The organism is Rhizocola hellebori (assembly GCF_016862955.1).
Classification (GTDB): Bacteria; Actinomycetota; Actinomycetes; order Mycobacteriales; family Micromonosporaceae; genus Rhizocola; species Rhizocola hellebori.
Map to the genome: position 1 here is coordinate 12,159 of NZ_BONY01000042.1, position 19,699 is coordinate 31,857.

15 protein-coding genes are annotated in these 19,699 nt (G+C 69.2%); 8 read left to right on the plus strand and 7 right to left on the minus strand.

What is annotated here, in order from left to right:
* Window positions 1-19 precede the first annotated feature (19 nt).
* Window positions 20-3,310 (plus strand): S8 family peptidase, encoded by a 3,291-nt coding sequence (locus tag Rhe02_RS29595; protein WP_203911686.1) that lies wholly within the window; start codon window positions 20-22, stop codon window positions 3,308-3,310.
* Window positions 3,311-3,322: 12 nt separating this feature from the next.
* Here the strand turns inward: Rhe02_RS29595 and Rhe02_RS29600 are convergent, their stop codons facing one another.
* The 5 genes from Rhe02_RS29600 to Rhe02_RS29620 all read right to left on the minus strand — a co-directional run bounded on the left by Rhe02_RS29600 (window position 3,323) and on the right by Rhe02_RS29620 (window position 9,886).
* Window positions 3,323-4,483: a low temperature requirement protein A gene (locus tag Rhe02_RS29600; RefSeq protein ID WP_203911687.1), complete on the minus strand. Its 1,161-nt coding sequence runs from the start codon at window positions 4,481-4,483 to the stop codon at window positions 3,323-3,325.
* 30 nt (window positions 4,484-4,513) lie between these two features.
* Window positions 4,514-4,663 carry a hypothetical protein gene (locus Rhe02_RS29605; protein WP_203911688.1) on the minus strand — a complete coding sequence of 50 codons (150 nt, stop codon included), beginning with the start codon at window positions 4,661-4,663 and terminating at the stop codon, window positions 4,514-4,516.
* Between the two features lie 132 nt (window positions 4,664-4,795).
* The gene (locus tag Rhe02_RS29610) at window positions 4,796-8,509 is read right to left on the minus strand and encodes a family 78 glycoside hydrolase catalytic domain (RefSeq protein WP_203911689.1); all 3,714 of its coding nucleotides are present in this window, start codon (window positions 8,507-8,509) and stop codon (window positions 4,796-4,798) included.
* 170 nt (window positions 8,510-8,679) lie between these two features.
* The gene (locus tag Rhe02_RS29615) at window positions 8,680-9,039 is read right to left on the minus strand and encodes a hypothetical protein (RefSeq protein ID WP_203911690.1); all 360 of its coding nucleotides are present in this window, start codon (window positions 9,037-9,039) and stop codon (window positions 8,680-8,682) included.
* Window positions 9,032-9,886 (minus strand): GAF domain-containing protein, encoded by an 855-nt coding sequence (locus Rhe02_RS29620; RefSeq protein ID WP_203911691.1) that lies wholly within the window; start codon window positions 9,884-9,886, stop codon window positions 9,032-9,034. Before Rhe02_RS29620 ends, Rhe02_RS29615 begins: the two co-directional genes overlap by 8 nt.
* A gap of 107 nt (window positions 9,887-9,993) precedes the next feature.
* Between Rhe02_RS29620 and Rhe02_RS29625 the strand changes: the two genes are divergently transcribed.
* Together Rhe02_RS29625 and Rhe02_RS29630 are read left to right on the plus strand one after the other, a co-directional pair.
* Window positions 9,994-10,863 (plus strand): exodeoxyribonuclease III, encoded by an 870-nt coding sequence (locus tag Rhe02_RS29625; RefSeq protein WP_203911692.1) that lies wholly within the window; start codon window positions 9,994-9,996, stop codon window positions 10,861-10,863.
* Window positions 10,860-11,729 (plus strand): DUF72 domain-containing protein, encoded by an 870-nt coding sequence (locus Rhe02_RS29630; RefSeq protein ID WP_505973681.1) that lies wholly within the window; start codon window positions 10,860-10,862, stop codon window positions 11,727-11,729. The genes Rhe02_RS29625 and Rhe02_RS29630 overlap by 4 nt, the downstream gene beginning before the upstream one ends.
* Here the strand turns inward: Rhe02_RS29630 and Rhe02_RS29635 are convergent.
* Window positions 11,726-12,796: a DUF2855 family protein gene (locus tag Rhe02_RS29635; RefSeq protein ID WP_203911693.1), complete on the minus strand. Its 1,071-nt coding sequence runs from the start codon at window positions 12,794-12,796 to the stop codon at window positions 11,726-11,728. The two genes, Rhe02_RS29630 and Rhe02_RS29635, sit on opposite strands and share 4 nt — an antisense overlap.
* A gap of 168 nt (window positions 12,797-12,964) precedes the next feature.
* On the opposite strand from Rhe02_RS29635, the gene Rhe02_RS29640 reads away from it, so the two are divergent.
* The 5 genes from Rhe02_RS29640 to Rhe02_RS29660 all read left to right on the plus strand — a co-directional run bounded on the left by Rhe02_RS29640 (window position 12,965) and on the right by Rhe02_RS29660 (window position 18,536).
* The gene (locus Rhe02_RS29640) at window positions 12,965-13,300 is read left to right on the plus strand and encodes a YciI family protein (RefSeq protein ID WP_203911694.1); all 336 of its coding nucleotides are present in this window, start codon (window positions 12,965-12,967) and stop codon (window positions 13,298-13,300) included.
* A gap of 68 nt (window positions 13,301-13,368) precedes the next feature.
* Window positions 13,369-14,544 (plus strand): RNA polymerase sigma factor, encoded by a 1,176-nt coding sequence (locus Rhe02_RS29645; RefSeq protein WP_203911726.1) that lies wholly within the window; start codon window positions 13,369-13,371, stop codon window positions 14,542-14,544.
* Window positions 14,545-14,586: 42 nt separating this feature from the next.
* Window positions 14,587-15,258 carry a YoaK family protein gene (locus Rhe02_RS29650; RefSeq protein WP_203911695.1) on the plus strand — a complete coding sequence of 224 codons (672 nt, stop codon included), beginning with the start codon at window positions 14,587-14,589 and terminating at the stop codon, window positions 15,256-15,258.
* 78 nt (window positions 15,259-15,336) lie between these two features.
* Complete coding sequence (locus Rhe02_RS29655) at window positions 15,337-17,127, plus strand: YcaO-like family protein (RefSeq protein WP_203911696.1); 1,791 nt, start codon at window positions 15,337-15,339, stop codon at window positions 17,125-17,127.
* A 266-nt stretch (window positions 17,128-17,393) separates the two neighbouring features.
* Window positions 17,394-18,536 (plus strand): D-alanyl-D-alanine carboxypeptidase family protein, encoded by a 1,143-nt coding sequence (locus Rhe02_RS29660; protein ID WP_203911727.1) that lies wholly within the window; start codon window positions 17,394-17,396, stop codon window positions 18,534-18,536.
* Window positions 18,537-18,584: 48 nt separating this feature from the next.
* Here the strand turns inward: Rhe02_RS29660 and Rhe02_RS29665 are convergent, their stop codons facing one another.
* Entirely contained in the window at window positions 18,585-19,643 is a 1,059-nt protein-coding gene (locus Rhe02_RS29665) for an aldo/keto reductase (RefSeq protein ID WP_239124127.1), read from the minus strand.
* Between the last annotated feature and the right edge of the window lie 56 nt (window positions 19,644-19,699).

Below are 19,699 nucleotides of genomic sequence, written 5' to 3' on the forward strand. Positions count from 1 at the left end.
ATCAATTCGTGTCTTCCCCGTGACAAAACCAATCTGGGCGGCCGCCGTGGCCGCCGCCATCATGATGACCGTCGGGTCAGCGGGTGTCGCCGGACCGGCCGGGGGCAGGGCACAACCGATCGATCGAGCGCGATATGGGCCTACCTCGATCCGCGAGGTCACCCTCATCACCTCGGATCGTGTCACCGTGGTGATCGGACAGCGGCAGGCCGCGTCGATCGCGCGCATCCAGCCCGGTAAGGGACGCAAGGCGCAGTTCGCCGTCTCTCAGGCGGCCGGGCGGCTGCGGGTCGTGCCACACGATGCGCTGCCCGCGCTGCGGGCCGGCTGGCTCGACCCACGGCTGTTCGACATCACCGCCCTGCTCGAGTTCGGCTACGACGATCGCCGCGCCGACCTGCCGCTGATCGTCACCGGTCAGCCCGCGCCGGTCAGCGGCGCCAAAGCCGTCAGCGGCGTGCGGGCGGTACCCGGCGGCGTCGCGCTCAAGGCGGCCAAGCCGTCGCTGGGCGACCTGTGGCACAACGTGTCCAACGCCAACGCCAACGCCAACGCCAACGCCAACGCCACGGCCAGGTCGGCGGCCGCGCCCACCAAGGTATGGCTGGACGGGCTGCGCAAACCAACGCTGGATAGAAGCGTGCCCCAGATCGGTGCGCCGCAGGCGTGGCAGGCCGGATACACCGGCGAGGGGGTCAAGGTCGCGGTCGTGGACACCGGGATAGACGCCACCCACCCCGATCTGGCCGGGAGGGTCATCGCGGCTCGCGATTTCGTGGGCGACGGAAACGACCTGGACCTGGTCGGCCACGGCACCCATGTGGCCGCCACGATCGCCAGCAACGACGCCACCTTCCGCGGGGTCGCGCCGGGCGCGCATCTGTTGTCGGCCAAGGTCTGTCAGCTGTTCGGCTGCCCGGATTCGGCGATCCTGGAAGGCATGCAATGGTCGGCCGAACAGGGCGCGAAGATTATCAACATGAGCCTGGGCGGCCCGGACTCCCCGGACATCGATCCGCTTGAGGCTGCCGTCGCCGATCTGACCGAAAGATATGGCGTGCTGTTTGTCATTTCGGCCGGCAACGCCGGCGCCGACGACACCATCGGCTCGCCGGGCAGCGCCGAGGCGGCCCTGACCGTGGGGGCGGTGGACCGCAACAACGCGCTGGCCCCCTTCTCCAGCCGTGGTCCGCGCTCGGGCGACAGCGGCCTCAAGCCCGACCTCACCGCGCCCGGAGTGGGCATCGTGGCGGCTCGCAGCAAGGACGCCGCGCTTGGCGAGCCGGGCGCGCTTCGGCTTGCTTTGTCTGGTACCTCGATGGCAAGTCCCCATAGCGCAGGAGCGGCAGCCATTCTGGCTCAGCAGCACCCCGGCTGGTCGGCGGCGCAGCTGAAATCCGCGCTCATGGGCTCGGCACAGCCCCAACCCGGCACCGGTGTCTACGCACAGGGCGCCGGCCGGGTCGACGTGGCCAAGGCCATCACGCAGCAGGTGCTGGCCAGCCCGGCCAGTGTCAGCTTCGGTTTGCAGAGCTGGCCGCACGCGGACGACGTGCCGGTGTCGCGTACCGTCAGCTATGCCAACTCCGGCAGCTCCAGCGTCACCCTCGGGCTGAGCCTGGGCGATGTCCCGGCCGGGCTGTTCACGCTCTCCGCGGCCAGCGTCACCGTGCCCGCGGGCGGCACCGCCAGTGTCACGATCACCGCCGACACCCGGGTCGCCGTCGCGGACGGGCGCTATGGCGGTCACCTGGTGGCCCGTTCCGGCGACACAGCCGTCGTCACCCCGTTCGCCGTGGACAAGGAACCCGAGCGCTACAACGTGTCGCTGACGACGCTGGATCGCTCCGGCCAGCCCGCCGAATTCTCCGACACCCTGCTCATCGACACCCAGGCGAATCAGCTGGTTGGCTTGCCCGGCAACGGATCCGCCGTGCGGGTGCCGCGCGGTGAATATCTTGTGCTGACCCTCGTGTTCACCGAGTCCGACGTTTCCATGCTCGCCGAGCCCGAAATTGAGGTTCACAGCGATCGATCGCTGGTGGCGGACGCGCGCAATGCCAAGGAAGTGTCGATATCCATGCCGATGCCGAAGGCGGCCAGGCCGCTCATGGTGGCGGCAGCCCTGGTTCATTTCGCCGACGGCATAGGCGCTTTCTTCGCCTACGCCGACTCCGCCGACATCCCGGTGTACTCCGGTTCGGCCACGCCGCAGCGGTCCAGCCCGCACCTGAGCGGATTGGTTGCCGCGCAATACACCGCAGGCGACATGGATCCGGTGGATTCGCCGTTCCTGGCGGAAGTGGCCTGGCGTCAGCCCGGACGCGCCTTCACCGGGCTGACCAAACGCGTGGGATGGCCGGACCTGGCCACGATCGAGGCAAGCTATGCCAGTCAAGGCATCGCCGACGGGTTCGCCAGATTCGGGCCGTCGTGGGAAGGGCTGCCCTCCACCGCGAATCCCATCAATCTAGGCTCCGCGGTGCGGCTGCCCAGCCGAAGGCTGGAGTACCACAACACCGACGACCACCTCGCCTGGGCGCGCGAGCTGGCCGAGATCGACCCGTCCTTCGGGCTGGTGGGCAATTTCCTGTTCGGCCCGCCGGTGCGGTTCCTGCCCGGAAAACGGTATGCGGAGAACCGCAACGCCGCCGTTTACGGTCCGGGGTTCTCCGATCCGGCCCCGTTCGAGGAGCTTTGGACGACGCGGCGCGGTGACACCATGACCCTGGTCCCGACGGTGACCAACGACCAGCTCAACTGGAGCGGGCAGCCGTTCGCCGGTGACTTCCGCACCACCTTGGAACGCAATGGCGCGGTGATCGCCGACGAACCCGCGCCGGGGCTTCAGGTCGAGGTACCGGCGGGTCCGGCCGACTATCGGCTCACCGCCTCGCTGACCCGGGGAGAGCCCGCCACGCTGTCCACAAAGGTCAGTTGCGTGTGGACGTTCCGTTCACGGAGCGCTCCGGCCGGCAAGTCGGTGCCCCTGCCCATGTCCGCGGTGCGTTTCCTGCCCACCCTCGACGACCGGAATGCGGCGCCTGCCGGAAAGCTCACCGTCCTGCCGATCCAGGTACAGCGGCAGCTGGGTTCCGCGGCGCAGCGGATGCGCTCGCTGTCTGTGGAAGTCTCCTTCGATGACGGCGTCTCCTGGCGTACCGTCCCGGTGGTCCGGCTCGGCCAGCGGGCGTTCGCCGCCATCTCCCATCCGGCACAGCCCGGCTTCGTCTCGTTGCGGGCGCGCTCTGCCGACACCGACGGCAACACCGTCGACCAAACCGTGATCCGCGCCTATCGGATCGCCTGACCCGGGGCGGTGTCACCCCTCGGCCACCAGGCCGGGGGGTGACACCCTCGGCTTGGTGAGCTTGGAACTGATGAATAGGGCCAGCACAACAGCCCCGGCGCTGAGGGTCGCCGCCCACCCGGGCAGGAGCAGGCCCGCCGGGATGAGAACGATCAGCGGCAGCAGGAGCCCGGCCGGAAGCCACCGAAGCAGGGAATGCCACGATTCGCCCAGGCGCTGGGCGATCAGGCCGCTGATCGCGTAGTAGCCCGCGATGCCACCGACCAGACCGGCCACGCTTCCCGCGGGCAGATGGTGATCGGGCTCGGCGACGGCTGTCCCGAGCGCCGCCGCCAGCATGGTGATCGAGCTGATCAGAAGGAACGGAAAGTACATCACCGCCTCGCGCATGTTCGAACGGGCATCCTGTGCTTGCGCCGCAGCGAAACCCCTTTCGGCGCTGGGGGTGCTCCAGCGGAAGAAGGTGACGGCCAGCAGGGCCACCACGATGAACGAGCCGAGGGCGGCTGTCGCGGAGGAGCCCGTGAAGTGCTCGGAGAGCCCGGTGACGACGGCGAACACGCTCTCCCCGAGCACAATCACGATGAACAGGCCGATCCGCTCGATGAGATGCTCCGCGGAGACCAGGCTGTAGGTCTGTCGTGATTGTCCGGTGCCGATGGACAGCAGGAGCACCTCGATGCCGACCGCCAGCCCCCACAGGACGAACCGGGCCGATCCGGGGACAAACGCGGAAACCGTCCACACCGCAGCGGGGACAAGGCAGTAGGTGATCGGCCGCCAGGCGGGAAGCTCCCAGCGGGCCTTGCCGACCTGCGGCCACCACAGGGCGAAGATGGCCACCCGCACCCACGCCGCGCCGAGCGCGAAGACCCAGGCCCGCTCCCCCAGCCCTTCCGGCGAAGCGGCCGCCATCAACCCGAGCCCGGGCATGGCGACGACGAGCGTGATCCTGTTCCAGGTCGACTCCGAGCCGAACAGGTTCACCGACAGCATCAGGTTGACCCAGGCCCACCAGGCCGGGAAGAACAGCACCAGAAAGGTACCGAAGTCTCGCCAGCCCGGATCGCCGTGCAGTCCATGGGCCAGCACGGCCACCATCACCACGAAGACCAGATCGAAGAAGAGCTCGAACCAGTCGGCTCGGCGATGCTCCCGCACAGGATCAGTCACCTCCAAGACCCTACTTCCAGGTCTGGCCCGCTACTGGTCGCACCCCGGCTTGGTCGGCCAGCAGGTGGCCTGATCCGTGCTGACGCCCGCGTGGGTGGCCGCCGCGGCGAAGCCCGCGAACGCTCCGGCGGCCATCAGAACCGCTACCAGTACCCGGCGCATTCTGGCTGAACTGAACATGATTCGCCCTCCAATACATCAACATCGATCTCTTGCTGCATGGATACCCGAGGGTGCGGCTGTGCACAACCGGCCGCAGTTGAACACGGGTCCGCGCCGGCCCATGGGGAAGGCCGGCGCGGACGTGACCGGTCAGACCGGCGCGGTGAAGGTGTAGCTACCGGCGGGCAGGTAATAGCTTGCGGCGCCTGCGCTGTAGCCGAACGCGACCGCTTGCGCGGGCGCGGTCACGGCCGCGGCCGAGGCCGCCGGAACCCGGACCGTCGCCGACGACCCGGCCGGGACGGTGACCCGCAGCGTGAAAACCCCACCCGAGCTGGTCCAGTCGCTGATCGCCTGACCGTAGGGGGTTTGCAGGGCGGATCGCGCCGAGCTGAGACCACCACCGGGTTTCGGCGCCACGATCAGCGACCGGTACCCCGGACTGCCCGCGGCGAGCCCGCCGACCTGCCGGTAGAGGAAGTCGCCCACCGAGCCGAGCCCGTAGTGGTTGAACGAGTTCATGCCGGGATCGTTGAAGCTGCCGTCGGTACGGATGCCGTCCCAGCGTTCCCAGACCGTGGTCGCGCCACGGCTGAGCATGTAGCCCCAGCCGGGAAAGCCGGGCTGAAGCAGGATCTGGTAGGCGATGTCGGCCCGCCCGTTGTCGGCCAGGACCGGAAGCAGGTTCTCCACGCCCAGGAACCCGACGCTCAGGTGCCCGCCGGAGGCGGAGATCTTGGCGACCAGCTTGTTCACCGCCGGCTGCACCAGATTGGCCGGCAGCAACCCGAAAGCCAGCGCCAGCACGTAACCGGTCTGCGTGTTACCGGCCACCGTGCCGTCGCCGCTGACGAAGCGGCTCGTGAACGCAGCGGCGATCTGATTTGCCAGGGTGCCGTAACTGGAGGCTTCGGCGGGATGCCCGGTGGCGGCGGCCATTTCGGAGACCAGCCGAGCCGCGTGGGCGAAGAACGCGGTGGAGATGATGTTGCGGGCGGTGTCGTCGTTGACGTTGAGCCAATCGCCGTAACCACCCTGATCGCGGATCAGGTCCGCGGCGGCGGTGCTGCGCAGGTAGTCCACCCATCGGGTCATCCCGGTGAAGTGGTCGGCGACCACCTTGGTGTCCCCGTAGCGCTGCCAAAGCGTGTAGGGGATTATCACCCCGGCGTCGCCCCAGCCGGCCGTGCCCGCGCCGCAGCACACATCCGGTGCGGTGTCGGTGAAAGCGCCGTTGCTGCGCTGGGCATCGGTCAGATCGTCGGCGAACTTGTCCAGGAAGCCCGACATGTCGACGTTGAAGGTCGAGGTGGCCGCGAACGAGGCGATGTCCCCGGTCCATCCCAGACGCTCATCGCGGTTGGGGCAGTCGGTGGGAATGGAGAGCATGTTGGAGCGCTGGCCCCACAGGATCAGGCGCTGCAGCTGGTTTATCAGCGAGTTGGAGGTGGTCAGCGTGCCCAGCTGGGCGCCGGAGGTCCACGCGGCCAGTCCCGTGATCGCGCTCGCGGTCGGGGTGCCCGGGAATCCGGTCACCTCGACATACCTGTACCCGTGCACGGTGAACCGCGGTTCGTAGACCTCTTCGCCGCCGGTGCCGGCCAGCGTGTACCGGTCGATGGCGAGCGAGGGGTTGCGAAGGTTGGTGGTGTAGAGGGTGCCGTTGGGGTTGAGCACCTCGCCGTGGCGCATGGTGATCGTGGTGCCGGCCGCTCCGTTGACCCGCAGCCTGTTCCAGCCGGTGAAGTTCTGGCCCAGGTCGAAAATCCATACCCCGGCTTGCGGCTGGGTCACCGCGATCGGCGTGATCTGCTGCTGCACGGTGACTCCGGCGTCCACTTGCGACACCAGATTCGGCATGGTGCCCGAGCGCACGGCCGCGGCCGCCCACGCCGAGTCGTTGAAGCTCGCCGAGTCCCAGCCCGCGATGACCCGCCGGGCGTCGAACTGCTCGCCCAGATACAGGTCGTCGGAACGGATCGGGCCGGGCGCGGTCTTCCACGTGTTGTCGGTCTTGACGACCATGCCAGTGCCGTCGGTGAACGTGATGCGCAGGTCGGCCGAATACCACGGCTGCGTGCCGTAGCGCTGTGCTCCGGCCATGCCCAGGCTGCCCGAGTACCATCCGTTGCCCAGCCAGGCCCCCAGCGCGTTGGCACCCTGCTGAATCTGCCCGGTCACATCAAAAACCTTGTACTGCAGGCGTTTGTTGTAGTCGGTCCAGCCCGGCGCGAGGACGTCGGCGCCGACCCTCGCCCCGTTGAGCCGGGTCTCATGCAGGCCGAGCGCGGTGGTGAGCAGGCGGGCCGAGGCCACCGGTTTGCTGACCGTGAAACCCTTGCGCAGCAACGGGGAAACCTTGGCCACCACGACGTTGGCGCCCCACGGCCCGCTGCCGTAGCCGACCAGCGCGCGGGCGGCGGCCCAGGCGCTGTCGTTGAAACCGGTCTGCTGCCAGCCCGCGGGAGCGGTCTGCGAGGCCCGCCAGCTGGCGTCGGTGTTGATGGTCGGTCCACTTGCGACGGTCAGCTGGGCGATGACGCCCGTCGGGGACTGGGTGGTGTTCTCGCTGGCGATCGCGATCGAGTTGGTGCCCGCTTGCAGGCGGCCGCTCAGGTCTACCGCTGCGGCCTGCTTCCACGAGTCGGTGACCCGTGGCGAGGTGCTCACCGCGACGCCGTTGACCCACACGTCAGCCGTGTCATCGCCGGTCACCACCAGGGTGGCCGATGCGGGTGCCGAGGCGAGCGTGAACGTCTTGCGGAAATAGCGGGTCATCGGTGGCAGACCCGCAACAGGATCTCCTTCTGGGTACCAGATCCACGTCGCCCCGGTCAGCCCTGCCGCCGAGGACGGCTGCCCGATGAAGGAACCCTGCCACTCAGTGGACGGCGTTCGCAGCCCGGTCTCGAACGTCTGCGTGGCGCTCCAGGCGCCGGCGCGGCCTTGGCTGTCCCAGACGCGGACCCGCCAGAAGTAGCGGCGCAGCGACACCAGCGCCGGCCCGGCATAGGCGACGTCGACGGAGGTGGCCACCGGCACCCGGCCACTGTCCCAGACGTCACCGGTGTTGTTGCCCGCCAACGCACTCGTGCTCGCCACGATCACCTGATAGGCGCCCTGGCGCTGCTGCGGTGCGGCGGAGCTGAGCTTCCAGCCGAAGCGGGGCTGGGCCGCGTCGACCCCGAGCGGGTTGGCCCGGTGTTCGGTGGTGGCCGAGGCGACGGTCAGCGGCGAGGCCGAAACGTTGTCGGGGGTGGCCACATCGGAGTTCCACGGCGCCATGCCGTAGCCGCCGAGGTCGGCCGCGGCCGGCCAGGCGCTGTCGGAGAAGCCGGGCTGCTCCCATCCCGGGGCCGGGGTCTGCGAAGCTTTCCAGGAACCGTCGGTGGTGAACTCTGAGGTGGTCGAGCCCACGATGCGGACCCGCCCGATCATGCCCGCCGGGCTGACGGTGGTGTTGCGGGCGGCCACCGCCAACACGTTGGCAGCGCCCGGTTTCAGGGCCGCCTGTAGGTCGGTGTAGAGGCCGGTGCGCCACGAGTCGGCCACGCGCGGCGAGGAGGCCAGCGGCATCCCGTTGAGCCACACGTCGACGGTGTCGTCACCGGTGATCACGAGCTGGGCTTCCCCGATCGAGCCGCCGGGCGCGGTGAAGGTCTTGCGGAAGTACCTGTCGGCGATGGGGGCGCTGGTGGCGGGAGACCCTTCCGGGTACCAGATCCAGCGCGCGCCGGAAAGGCTGACCGGTGTCGCGGCCTGGGAGGGCACGCTCCAGACGGCGATCGCCGAAACGATGGCGGTAAGCGAGGCGACGACCGTGGCGAGCCAGCGCCGGCGTCGCCTTGGCAGTGGTTGTGGCATGACAACTCCTGGGGACGTCAGGATGGCCCGAGCAGAGCTCACCGGCAGATGCGCGGTGAACCCTCGCCGAGGTGCTCGGGTGATTGAATCGTTTCATTGCGGAGCTAGTGCAGAGACCATAGGTGTCGACTCAGATAGAAGTCAATACATGTCGAAATTTCGCCGGTGGTTTAGAAACTGCCGCTGCGCGTTTCGCGCACGGTGAGGACGGCCAGCGGAACAGCCGAACCGATCACGCCCAGACCGGCCACCAACGCCCATCCCGCCCCCGCCTGCTGTGCCAGCAGGGCGACCGCGATCGAGCCGCCGACGAACAGTGACGCGATCAGCGCTGGAACAGCGCCGTGCCGCGCGATCTCGGCGTTGACCGCGATCAGGGCCGCTGTCTCGGCGCGGCGACGGCTGCGCTCGATGTAGTTCTCCCGGTTCAGCTCGCCCTCGATCAGGCGGCGGCCCTCGTCGGAAAGGGTGGGCGTGGTGGAAACGCTGCGCAGTTGGCCGATGGGCGGCTCGATCGGCTGTTCAGACATGGTCCGGACTTCCTTCCATACGGGGCTGCGGAGCAATGGTGATCCCGGTCGGGTGCGCGTCCTTCTTGATTTCGGCTATCACCCGCTGATGCGCGTAGCCGGCCCCCAGGATCCCCGCGACCAGGTTCACGTATTCCGCGTCCGCCTCGGTCAGTGAGTTTGGACGGTCGGAATCCACCACGAGCAAGCCGAAGCTTCTGTCACCGGCGCGCACCGGCGCGGCGATCACCGACCGGTAGATTCGTCCCACATAGTCCTCGAACTCGTCGGGCGAGGCCAGGTCGACATCGGGAAGCCGGATGACGCTGGCGCCGCCGGCCACCTCGATCACCCGGCGGGCTATCCGGCTGTCGTTGGGCCTGAAGAACCGGCGCGGCGGCCGCACCGCGGCCCGGCCGACCGAGTCCCCGATCAGCTCGAGCCCTTCGCCGCGAAGCGCGTAGTAGGCGCTGCGCAATTTGGCGGCCCGATCGCTGCGGCCGCATTGGGCCATGATGCCGGTGATGGCGACCTCTCGCAGGGTGTCGACCATTCCTTCCAGCCGGGCCTCGGACCGCTCACCCAGAACGCGGCCAAGGACATTGACCAATGGCTGCCCACCGGCGGTCACGGCCGTGTTCAGGTTCGCCACGGCGACGACGGCCTGTTCCTTGGCCCGCGCGGCCTGCCGATCCCGGCGCACGCCAAGCACTGACGCTCCGGCCGTGGTGATGACGACCACCGCGACCAGAGCGACCTGGCTGTATCCGGTGCGTTCGGCCGCCAGCGCGGTGCTGATCACTCCCACTACCGGCAGCAGAACGGTAAGCACGGGCGCCAGGTAGGACCGGATTCTCGTCGACGGCACTCGATCACCCCCGCCTGATCATTGACCTTGATACCATAGTCAGCTTTTCGTGCGAATAGGACACAGGATTCCGCGCGGATTCACACCTTCGGGATATCGTCGGTCGGGTGCGGGTGACGACATGGAACGTGAACTCGGCCAAGCAGCGGGTGCCCCGGCTGCTGCCCTGGCTCGACCAGCGGCAGCCCGATGTGGTGTGCCTACAGGAGACCAAGCTGACCGATGCGGCTTTCCGCGAGCTGCTCGGCGGGCCACTCGAGGAACGCGGCTACGAGGTCGCCGTACACGGTGAAGCACAATGGAACGGCGTGGCGATCCTGTCCCGGGTGGGGCTGGGCGAGGTGGTCGCCGGAATACCCGACGGGCCCGGGTTTCCCCATCCCGAAGCGCGGGCGGTGTCGGCGACGTGCGGCGGGATCCGCGTGCATTCGGTGTATGTGCCCAACGGGCGCACCCCCGACTCCGACCACTACCACTACAAGCTCGCCTGGCTGGCCGCACTGCGCGAGCAGGTCGCCGCGGGGCCCAAGGAAGCGATCGTCTGCGGGGACGTGAACATCGCCCCCGCCGACGCCGACGTGTTCGACCCCGCCGCCTATGTCGGGCACACCCACGTCACCGCACCGGAACGCGACGCGCTGGCGCAGCTGCAGGCGCTCGGGTTGCGCGATGTCATCCGGGATCGCTGGCCGGACAAGCGCGTGTTCACCTACTGGGACTATCGCGCCGGGATGTTCCACCAAGACCTGGGCATGCGCATCGATCTGGTGCTGGCTTCGGCCCCGGTCGCCGGCCGGGTGCAGGCGGCTTGGGTGGATCGCTTGGCGCGCAAGGGCACCGGCCCGAGCGACCACGCCCCGGTCGTCGTCGATCTGGACGAGGCGCCCGACGGGGACATCGGGCCGATGGTGCCGCCGCCCTCGGCTCCGGTCAAGCGGGGCAAGACCAAGCTGCCTCAGTCGCCGCCCGGCCAATGACCGGCGTCAGTTCGGCGCGCCTGCACGTGGGCTGCGCGATGTGGACCCACAAGCCATGGCAGGGACGCTTTCTGCCGCATCCGCTGGCGGCCGGCGAGCGCCTGCGCTCCTATGCCGAATGGTGCAACGCGGTCGAGGGCAACACGACTTTCTATGCCACGCCCGCTCGCCACACGGTGGCTTCCTGGGCGCAGCAGACCGATCCGAGCTTTCGTTTCGTCATCAAGCTGCCCAAGCCGATCACGCACGAAAAGCGGCTGATGGGCATCGATGACGAGCTTCGGGCATTCCTGGCCGCGATCGAGCCGCTCGGCCCGCGCGCACATGCGCTCTGGTTACAGCTGCCGGGATCGTTCACCCCGGCCGACGTCCCCGCCCTGGCCGGTTTTCTGGGCCGGCTGCCCAAGCAGTACAGGTACGCGGTCGAGGTTCGCCATCGCGCGTTCTTCGACGACCCTGCAGCGACTCAGCTTCTGGAAAGCGTGCTCAACGAAGCGGCAGCGGAGTGGATTCCCTTTGACACCATAGCTTTTTTCGCCAGCCCTCCCGGCAGCGAAGCCGAACGCGATGCGTGGGCCAAGAAACCGCGCATGCCACGCCGATCGGTGGCGCTGACCGATCGGCCGATCGTGCGCTATCTCGGTCGGGACGCCACCGAGCAGACCGTGGCGGGCTGGCAGCCCTGGATCGACACGGTGGCGGCCTGGCTGCGCGAGGGCCGCTCGCCGACGGTGTTCATCCACACCCCCGACAACGCTGACGCGCTACCGCTTTCCCGCCGCTTTCACGACGAGGTGCGCTCGCGCGTGCCCGAGCTCGAGCCGCTTCCCGAGCCCGGCCCGGCACAGCAGCCGACCCTCTTCTAAAAAGCGATCACGTGGCCTTTTCGGGGTGGGGTGTGGCCGCCCAGCACCTCGAGCCAGGCCGCGCGCAAACCCTGTGGCCCATGCCCCACCGACACGTCCACCCAATGCTGCGCGGTGGCGCAGAAACGGTGCCAGGCTTCGCTGAAGCGGGCGTCCAAGCCCTCCCGGCCCCAGTCCTGGGTGCGTTTGCGCATCTGATCCGGAGCGAAGAACACCCCGGAGGCGCTGGCGGCATTGGGAATCTGGGAGGTGAGCCCGACCGCGAGGTCGGCGACGAGCTGGCCACCCAGATGGTCGCGCAGACTGGCCCGCACCTCCGGCCGGCCGGAAAGGTCTAGATAGGCCGCGGCGTGCCGCTTGTCGAGCTGGTCCACCTGCCGGTAGGTGAGCACCTCGTCGTAACAGCCCAGGCCGCGGGTGAAGTCGGCGTTGCCGTGCGAGGTGAGACCGACCACCCGGGCGCCCTTGCCGCGCAGCTCGGCCGCAGCCGCGTAAGCCGTCTTGCTCGACGCCGAGGACAACACCAGCACTTGGGCGCCGTAGAAGCCGTGATCGGCCAGGTGGTCGGCGAGCATGAACGAGGTGAAGAACAGCGGACGGAACAGGATCAGCAGGTCTTCGCGCGCCGCCTCGTAGGCCGCGTCGCCGGTCGTCAGCCGGTAGACGTTGTAGGGCGAGGGCAGCGCGGCACGGTGCTCCCGGATGTCGCGGAAGCCCTGGTGGTCCACCCGGCCGGGCCGCACCACCAGATGCGAGGCGGAAGGCAGGTAGCCGAACAGCCGCTGGCCTTCCTCCACCCCGGCCACGGTCGAGGCCTGCACCTCGCAGAAGCCCCACAACGGCGGCAGCCCCCACTGCGGGCCCAAACCGGTTGCCGTGGGCGGGAAGAACTCCCAATAGCGGTAGGCCTCGCCGAGGACGGCATAGGTGATGTTGTTGGCGGTCAGGCCCACCCGGTCCACCCGCAGCAGGGCCTCGCCGTCGGCCAGCGTTGGCAGCGAGCTCTCCACCAGGGTGGTACGCGACAGGTCGCCGCGACCGACGGCCATCGTCCAGGAGCTGATCACAGCCGAAGTCTCCCAGCCCGGATGGGCACCCACATCGGCGAGATTGCCAGTCCTTCGCGCTGATGCGGCGGCCGGCGAGAAAGTCGCCGGACGGGTCTGTCGATTCCGGCGGAGTTCACGCGTCGGGATGGTAGGAACAGTCCCAGCCACATCCGAGGGAGTATGATCATGAGCGAGTATCTGATCCTCATCTACGAGGCCGAGTCGGCCTACGCGACCGCTTCCGAGCAGGTCATGGGTGAGGTCATGGAGGCGCACAACGCCTTTTCCGAGAAGTTCGGCTCCGCGATCAAGGGCGGGCACGCGCTGCAGCCCACCCTGACCGCCACCAGCATCCGCGACGCCGAGGTCACCGACGGGGCCTTCGCCGAGACGAAGGAGGCGCTCGGCGGCTACTACCTCGTCGAAGCTGCCGACTTCGACGAGGCGATCGCCATCGCCAAGGAGGTCCCGGCCCGTTTCGGTGGGGTCGAGGTGCGTCCGGTCATGGTCTTCGAGGAATGATGCCGTCGGCCCCGGCCTCACCGGTGGCCGCGGCCGTCGCCGAGGCGCACCGCCGCGAGTGGGCCTACGTGCTCGCCGCGACGGTGCGCGTCACCCGGGACATCGACCTTGCCGAGGAATGCGTGCAGGACTCGTACGCCCAGGCGCTCATCACGTGGGAACGCGACGGGATCCCGGGCCGGCCGGGCGCCTGGCTGACCACAGCGTCACGCAACCGGGCACTGGACGTGTTGCGCCGCGACCAAACCGCGCGCAAATATCTGCCCCTGCTGGTCGAGGAGCATGTCACCGAGCTCGAGGAGCCGTCGGACATCCCCGATGACCGCCTTCGGCTCGTCTTCACCTGCTGCCATCCCGGGCTGGCCACCCAGGCACAGGTGGCGCTGACGCTGCGGCTGGTCTGTGGGCTCACCACGGCCGAGGTGGCGCGGGCCTTCCTGGTCGCCGAACCCACCATGGCCGCGCGGATCACCCGGGCCAAGAAGAAGATATCCACCGCCCGGATCCCTTACCGGGTCCCGTCCACGGCCGATCTGCCCGAGCGGATCGAGGCCGTGCTGGCGGTGGTCAACCTGCTTTACACCACGGGGCACACCGCGCCCACCGGCGAGGCGCTGGCCCGGACAGACCTGGTGGCAAGGGCTTTGGACCTGTCCCGGATGCTGCGCGAGCTGCTCCCCCACGATCCCGGGGTGATCGGCCTGCTCGCGCTGATTCTGCTCACCGACGCCCGGCGGGCCGCACGCACCGACGCGCAAGGCCGGCTGGTCCTGCTGCCCGACCAGGATCGGTCGTTGTGGAACAGGCAGGCCATCGCGGAGGGCACCGCGCTGGCGCGCCGGGCGCTGCGCCATCATCCACCCGGCAAATACGCGCTCATGGCGGCGATCGCCGCTATCCACAGCGGATCGCCGAGCTGGCAGGCCACCGACTGGGCGCAGATCGTCGCGCTCTACGACCTGCTGGCCGCGATCTGGTCCTCCCCGGTGGTGAGGCTCAACCGCGCGGTGGCGGTGGGCTTCGCCGAAGGTCCGCTGGCCGGCCTCGCCGCGCTGGACAAGCTTTCCGACGAACCGCAGCTGGCCGCCTACGGGTACCTCGCCGCGGCGCGGGCCGATTTCCTGAGCAAGCTCGGCCGGGTGCACGAAGCCCGGACGGCCTACTCGGAAGCCTTGCTGCTGACCGAAAACGCGGTCGAACGCGACTTCCTGGATCAGCGGATGCGCAGCCTGCCCGACAGCTGAAAACGCCGCGCCGGGCAGGCTTTCGATGCCATGATGTGGTCGATGACGCCGAGCCGCGAACATGGGCCGCTACCCGATTTCCTGGTCGGCCTGACCGTGGTGTCCGGCCTCGTGGACTCCTTCAGCTATCTGACCCTGGGCCATGTGTTCGTGGCCAACATGACCGGAAACGTGGTCTTCTTGGGTTTCGCTTTGTCGGGTACGGGTGAAGTCTCGGTCGTGGACAGTTTGCTGGCTTTGCTCGCCTTCGTCTTCGGCGCGGCCATCGCCGGCCGGATAGCTGCCAAGCGGCCGCCCCATCGCGGGCACCTGCTCGCAGCCGGAGCCGCCGCACAGGCCCTGCTCGTGCTGATCGCCGCCGTCACGACCAGCGCGCTGCACAGCACCTCGGTGCGGCTGACCCTGATCGCTCTGCTGGCGATCGCGATGGGCGGGCAGAACGCGGTGGTGCGAAGGCTGGGCGTGCCGGATCTGACCACCACCGTCATCACCAGAACCGTGGCCGGTCTGGTCGCCGATTCGGCGGCCCGGCCGGTGCTGGCGCGGCGGCTGGCCTCGGTCACCGCGCTGCTGACCGGCGCACTGCTCGGCGGAACCCTGTTGCGATGGGCCCCCATCGGCGCGCCGCTCTGGCTCGCCGCCACCCTGCTGCTTGCGTGCGCCGCCGGCGTTTACCGGATGACCCGCGGCCCGGCCGCCGAGGCCTGGCGATAGCAGCCGGTTATGTTGCCTGTCTACAGATAAGGCCCGCTGATCTGTGGGCACTGTCCCCTGTGGACCTAACCTCCGGCCATGTCTGCGGCTAGCGTTCTGTTGGTGGCTCGGGCGGATGCCCTCCTGATTCATGCCGCCGCGGCGACGGTCAGGGTCGAGCTCAGCTCCGGAATCGACCCGCGACGGATCGTCGACGCCGCATCGCGTGGGCCGTCGGCGCTGGCCGAAGACGGCATCATGAGCGCCGCGGGGGCGGCCCAGCTGTCTCAATCCCTTGCTGCACAAGGGATTCGTCTTGACGGAACCGATGCCGCCGACCTGCCCGCCGATGTCCTGCCGCTGCGCGCGGTGGTCGCCACCTTCGTCACGTCGGGCAAGGTGCCACCGGGCGTGGTGGCGGTGACGGCCACCGAGGCGCTGTGGTTGCCTCCCGGCCTCGATCCCACGCTAGGTGAACGCGCGCTTCGGCTTTTCGTGGCACGGCTGCCCGACCCGATTCGGCTGGGCGCCTATGGGCGTCTCATCGCGGGCCGGCGCGGCCTCGCGATCGCGGGCGATCTCCCGGACCCGCAGCGGGCGAACACCATCCGCGCGATCGCCTTGCCCGTCAGCGGCCCCCGGACCTGGTCATGGGCCACCAGCGACCCGGCCGAAACCGGCAGCGCGATCGCCTTGCCTGCCAACGGGCCTCGGACCTGGTCGTGGGTCGCGGGCGACCTGGCCGAGACCGGCAGCTTGATCGGTGGCGCGCCGTTGGGGCGGCTGGCGGTCGCCGAGGTCACCCTCGTCGATCGGTGGCCGCTCGACGACGGCTCCGCCCTCCACTTCGCCCGTGGCGCCTACGCATCGCCCCAACTGGCCACGGTGGACCCGTTCGCCCCATCCCCGGACCCCAGCCACTGCGCCGGGGCCGACATCGAGGAGTCGCCGGCGCGGGCGAGGTGCCTCGGCGAAGGGCTGAAACGCTTTGCGCTGGGCGACATCCCGCCGGGAGCACTGCACCTGGCACCCGCCGAGCGGCTGCCCGGCCCGTGGCTGAACCCGGCCGGCGTGATCTCCTACGCCGCCGCCCATCGGGAACGCCTCGGATTGGACGAGTTCGATCCGAGCCGTCCCGAATGGTGGGTCACCGGTCACCGCCCAGATGGCGTCCCGCTCTGGCTTCCGGCCGCCCTGGTCTACACGCCGTTCCCGGCCGCCCCGGCGTGGCTGCAGCCGAGCTACCCGTCTGCCAGCGCCGCCGCCGCGCACCCCGATCCCGACCAGGCTGTGCTGCGCGCCTGGCTGGAAGACGTCGCATGGGACGCCCTCCAGCGGGCGCGGGCCACCGAGCGCCCCTGCCCCGGTATCGATCCCCGATCCCTGCCAACGCCGCTGGGGCCTTTGGTCCGCCGGGCACAAGCGGTGGCGCAGTTGCGCATCGTCGCCCTGTCTGGAGGGACGGGCATCCTCGTCATCGCCGCGGCCGGGTTCGGTGAGCACAGCCTGGCGCTGGGCCTGAGCGCCGCCGCCGACCCGGTCGACGCCGCCCGCAAGGCTCTCGTACAGGCCTGCGCCAACCTCCGGTTCCCTTCGCCCGCCGCCCCGGCACCGCTTGCGCAGCTGAAGTGGTTGCTCGACGGCCCGCTGGTGAACTGGCGCGAGCTGAACGCACCAGCGCTGCCAAGAGTCCCCGGCCACGTCGCGGTTTACCGCTACCCCTCGCGGCTGCTCGGTGGGCTGACCGTCGCCAAGGTCCTCGACCCGCAACTGATCCCCATCACCTTCGGCCACGACTCCGACCCCACCGGCTGCCCCGCCTTCGCCGGCCCCTTCCTGGCCCGCGGCATCGACTTCACGCAACCACTGCCCCCACACCCCTTCAGCTAACCCAGCACCCTTCGCCGCCGCCCCACTCCCCCGCTTCGGCACGTTCCGTTTTGCCAAGGCGACCGCACCCGCCTGCTGTTGCGGCTAATGTCCCGCTCATGACCCGCAGTGTGCCGGCAGCACCGCGGCGCGCTGGCGCACTGGCCACCGCCGTATTGGCCACGTGCCTAACGGTATTCATCGCGCCCGGCACCGCCGGCGCTACGGCGGGAGCGCCCGGCAACGCACGTGCCATAGCGCCCGCCGCTGCCGGTGCTTCGGCCGGAATGCCCGGCACCGCCGGCGCCGTCACGCCCAGGGGTGTCGCTGAGGCTGTTGCGTGTCCGAGGCCGGCGGTGGCGCCGGTGCAGGGCGTGCCGCGGTTGACGCCGCCGCCGGAGAGCCCTGGCGCGCGCCTGGTCGGCGGGGACCAGCTCGCCACCTCGGGCCTGGCCATCCCGTCGTCCGCGCCGCTGCCTCCGGCGGTGACCGCCACCTCGTGGGTCGTGGCAGATCTCGACTCCGGTGCGGTTGTCGGCGCGTGCGGCGCGCACGAGTACGCCACCCCGGCCAGCGTGCAGAAGCTTCTGCTCGCGGCCACCATGCTGGGCAGGCTCGACCCGCAGCAAATCGTCACGGTCAACGACGCCGATATGCAATACGAGCCGGGCAGTTCGTCCGCCGGGCTGGTGGAGGGCGGTCAGTACACGGTGGAGACGCTGTGGCTGGGGCTGCTGCTCGTGTCGGGCAACGACGCGGCCAACGTGCTGGCTCGGCTGGGCGGTGGCGCGGCCGGTGCGGAGGGCGGGGTACAGGAGATGAATGCCCAAGCCAAAAAGCTGGGCGCATTCCAGACCCACGCCGTGACGCCGTCCGGTCTCGATGCGCCCGGCCAGTTCACCACCGCTTACGACCTGGCCCTGATCGCCCGCGCCTGCTTCGCCGATGCCGCCTTCCGCAGATACGCGCTGACCAAACAGGCGCAGATTCCGGCTCAGCCGCTCAAACAGCGGGAAGGTTTCCAGATCCAGAACCAGAACTCGCTTATCGAGCAATACCCGGGCGCGCTGGGCGGCAAGACCGGCTACACCGACCTGTCCCGCCACACCTATGTGGGAGCGGCCGAACGCAACGGCCGCCGCCTGGTCGTCACCCTGCTCGGGGCCGAACACGCGCCGCAGCTGGGCTGGGAGCAGGGCGCCGCCCTGCTCGACTGGGGCTTCGCCCAACCCGCCACCGCCTCGGTCGGCCGCCTGGTCGATCCGGCCGAGTTCGTGGTGGCGCCTTCGCCCTCCCCGGTCGATCCCGCCATGCCCTCGGCGGCCGAGGCCCACGCCCGCAAGACGGCACCGCCCGCCATCGCCCTCGGCGCCGCGGCGGCCTGCGTGGTGCTCGCCACCGCCCTGCGCCGCCGACGCCGCCGCTCCTAAAGGTTGGTCGTCCGCTCCGCGTGTTCGGGGTAGCGCTTGCCGCCGCCCTTAGAGGTTGGTCATCCGCTCCAGGTGTTCGGGGTAGCGCTCGCCCTGAACCTTGATGTGCATAGCGGCATCGTCGAGGTCGCGCAGCTCTTCAGCGGTCAGTTCGAGGTCGGCCGCGGCCAGGTTCTCGTCGAGGCGCTCGAGCCTGCGGGTGCCTGGGATAGGCGAAATCCACGGCTGCTGGGCCAGCAGCCAGGCCAGCGCGACTTGGGCCGCGGTGGCGTTTCGTGGCTCGGCGATGCTGTTCAGCAGATCGATCAAGGCCTGATTGGCTTGCCTGGCCTCAGCGGTGAAGCGCGGGATGCTGGTGCGGATGTCCGAGCTGGTGAACTCGGTGTCCTTGTCGATCTTTCCGGTGAGGAAGCCTTTGCCCAGCGGGCTGAAGGGCACGAAGCCGATGCCAAGCTCGGCCAGGGTCGGCAGCACCTCCTCCTCGGGCCGCCGCCACCACAGCGAATATTCGCTTTGCAGCGCGGTAACCGGCTGCACCGCGTGCGCGCGGCGGATGGTCTGCGCGGCCGCCTCCGACATGCCGAAGTGCTTGACCTTGCCTTGCTCGATCAGCTCCTTGACCGCCCCGGCCACCTCTTCGATCGGCAGCTCAGGGTTGACCCGATGCTGGTAGTAAAGGTCGATGGTGTCGACCTTGAGTCGCCGAAGCGATGCCTCCGCCGCCGGTTTGATCTGCTCGGGCCGGCTGGTCAGACCGGCCGACCGGCCGTCGGAGCCGAACTGGAAACCGAATTTGGTGGCTATCACCACCTGGTCGCGTACCGGTGCCAGCGCCTCACCGACCAGCTCCTCGTTCACGAACGGGCCGTAAACCTCCGCAGTGTCGAAGAAGGTTACGCCCCGTTCGACCGCCGCGCGGAGCAGCGAGATCATCTCATCCCGGCTGCCCGGGTTCGGCCCGTAGCTCTGGCTCATGCCCATGCAGCCGAGGCCGATCGCTGAGACTTCCAGCCCGCTGTTTCCCATTGTGCGCATATGCATGGTGGTGAACTCCAATCGGACCGGGTCGCTGTCGCCTAACGCTACGCCGACCCGCGCTGAGCGCACGCTGTGATGATATATTTATGCATGTCGATCACCTCTCCAACCCCCGGGAGGTTCTC

What these genes read in the sequence shown, in the direction of transcription:
- Rhe02_RS29640 (WP_203911694.1), top strand. Translation starts at nt 12,965, where the DNA reads ATGAGCGAGTATCTGATCCTCATCTACGAGGCCGAGTCGGCCTACGCG.
- Rhe02_RS29615 (WP_203911690.1), bottom strand. Translation starts at nt 9,039, where the DNA reads ATGTCTGAACAGCCGATCGAGCCGCCCATCGGCCAACTGCGCAGCGTT.
- Rhe02_RS29660 (WP_203911727.1), top strand. Translation starts at nt 17,394, where the DNA reads ATGCCCGGCACCGCCGGCGCCGTCACGCCCAGGGGTGTCGCTGAGGCT.
- Rhe02_RS29605 (WP_203911688.1), bottom strand. Translation starts at nt 4,663, where the DNA reads ATGTTCAGTTCAGCCAGAATGCGCCGGGTACTGGTAGCGGTTCTGATG.
- Rhe02_RS29630 (WP_505973681.1), top strand. Translation starts at nt 10,860, where the DNA reads ATGACCGGCGTCAGTTCGGCGCGCCTGCACGTGGGCTGCGCGATGTGG.
- Rhe02_RS29655 (WP_203911696.1), top strand. Translation starts at nt 15,337, where the DNA reads ATGTCTGCGGCTAGCGTTCTGTTGGTGGCTCGGGCGGATGCCCTCCTG.
- Rhe02_RS29610 (WP_203911689.1), bottom strand. Translation starts at nt 8,509, where the DNA reads ATGCCACAACCACTGCCAAGGCGACGCCGGCGCTGGCTCGCCACGGTC.
- Rhe02_RS29650 (WP_203911695.1), top strand. Translation starts at nt 14,587, where the DNA reads ATGACGCCGAGCCGCGAACATGGGCCGCTACCCGATTTCCTGGTCGGC.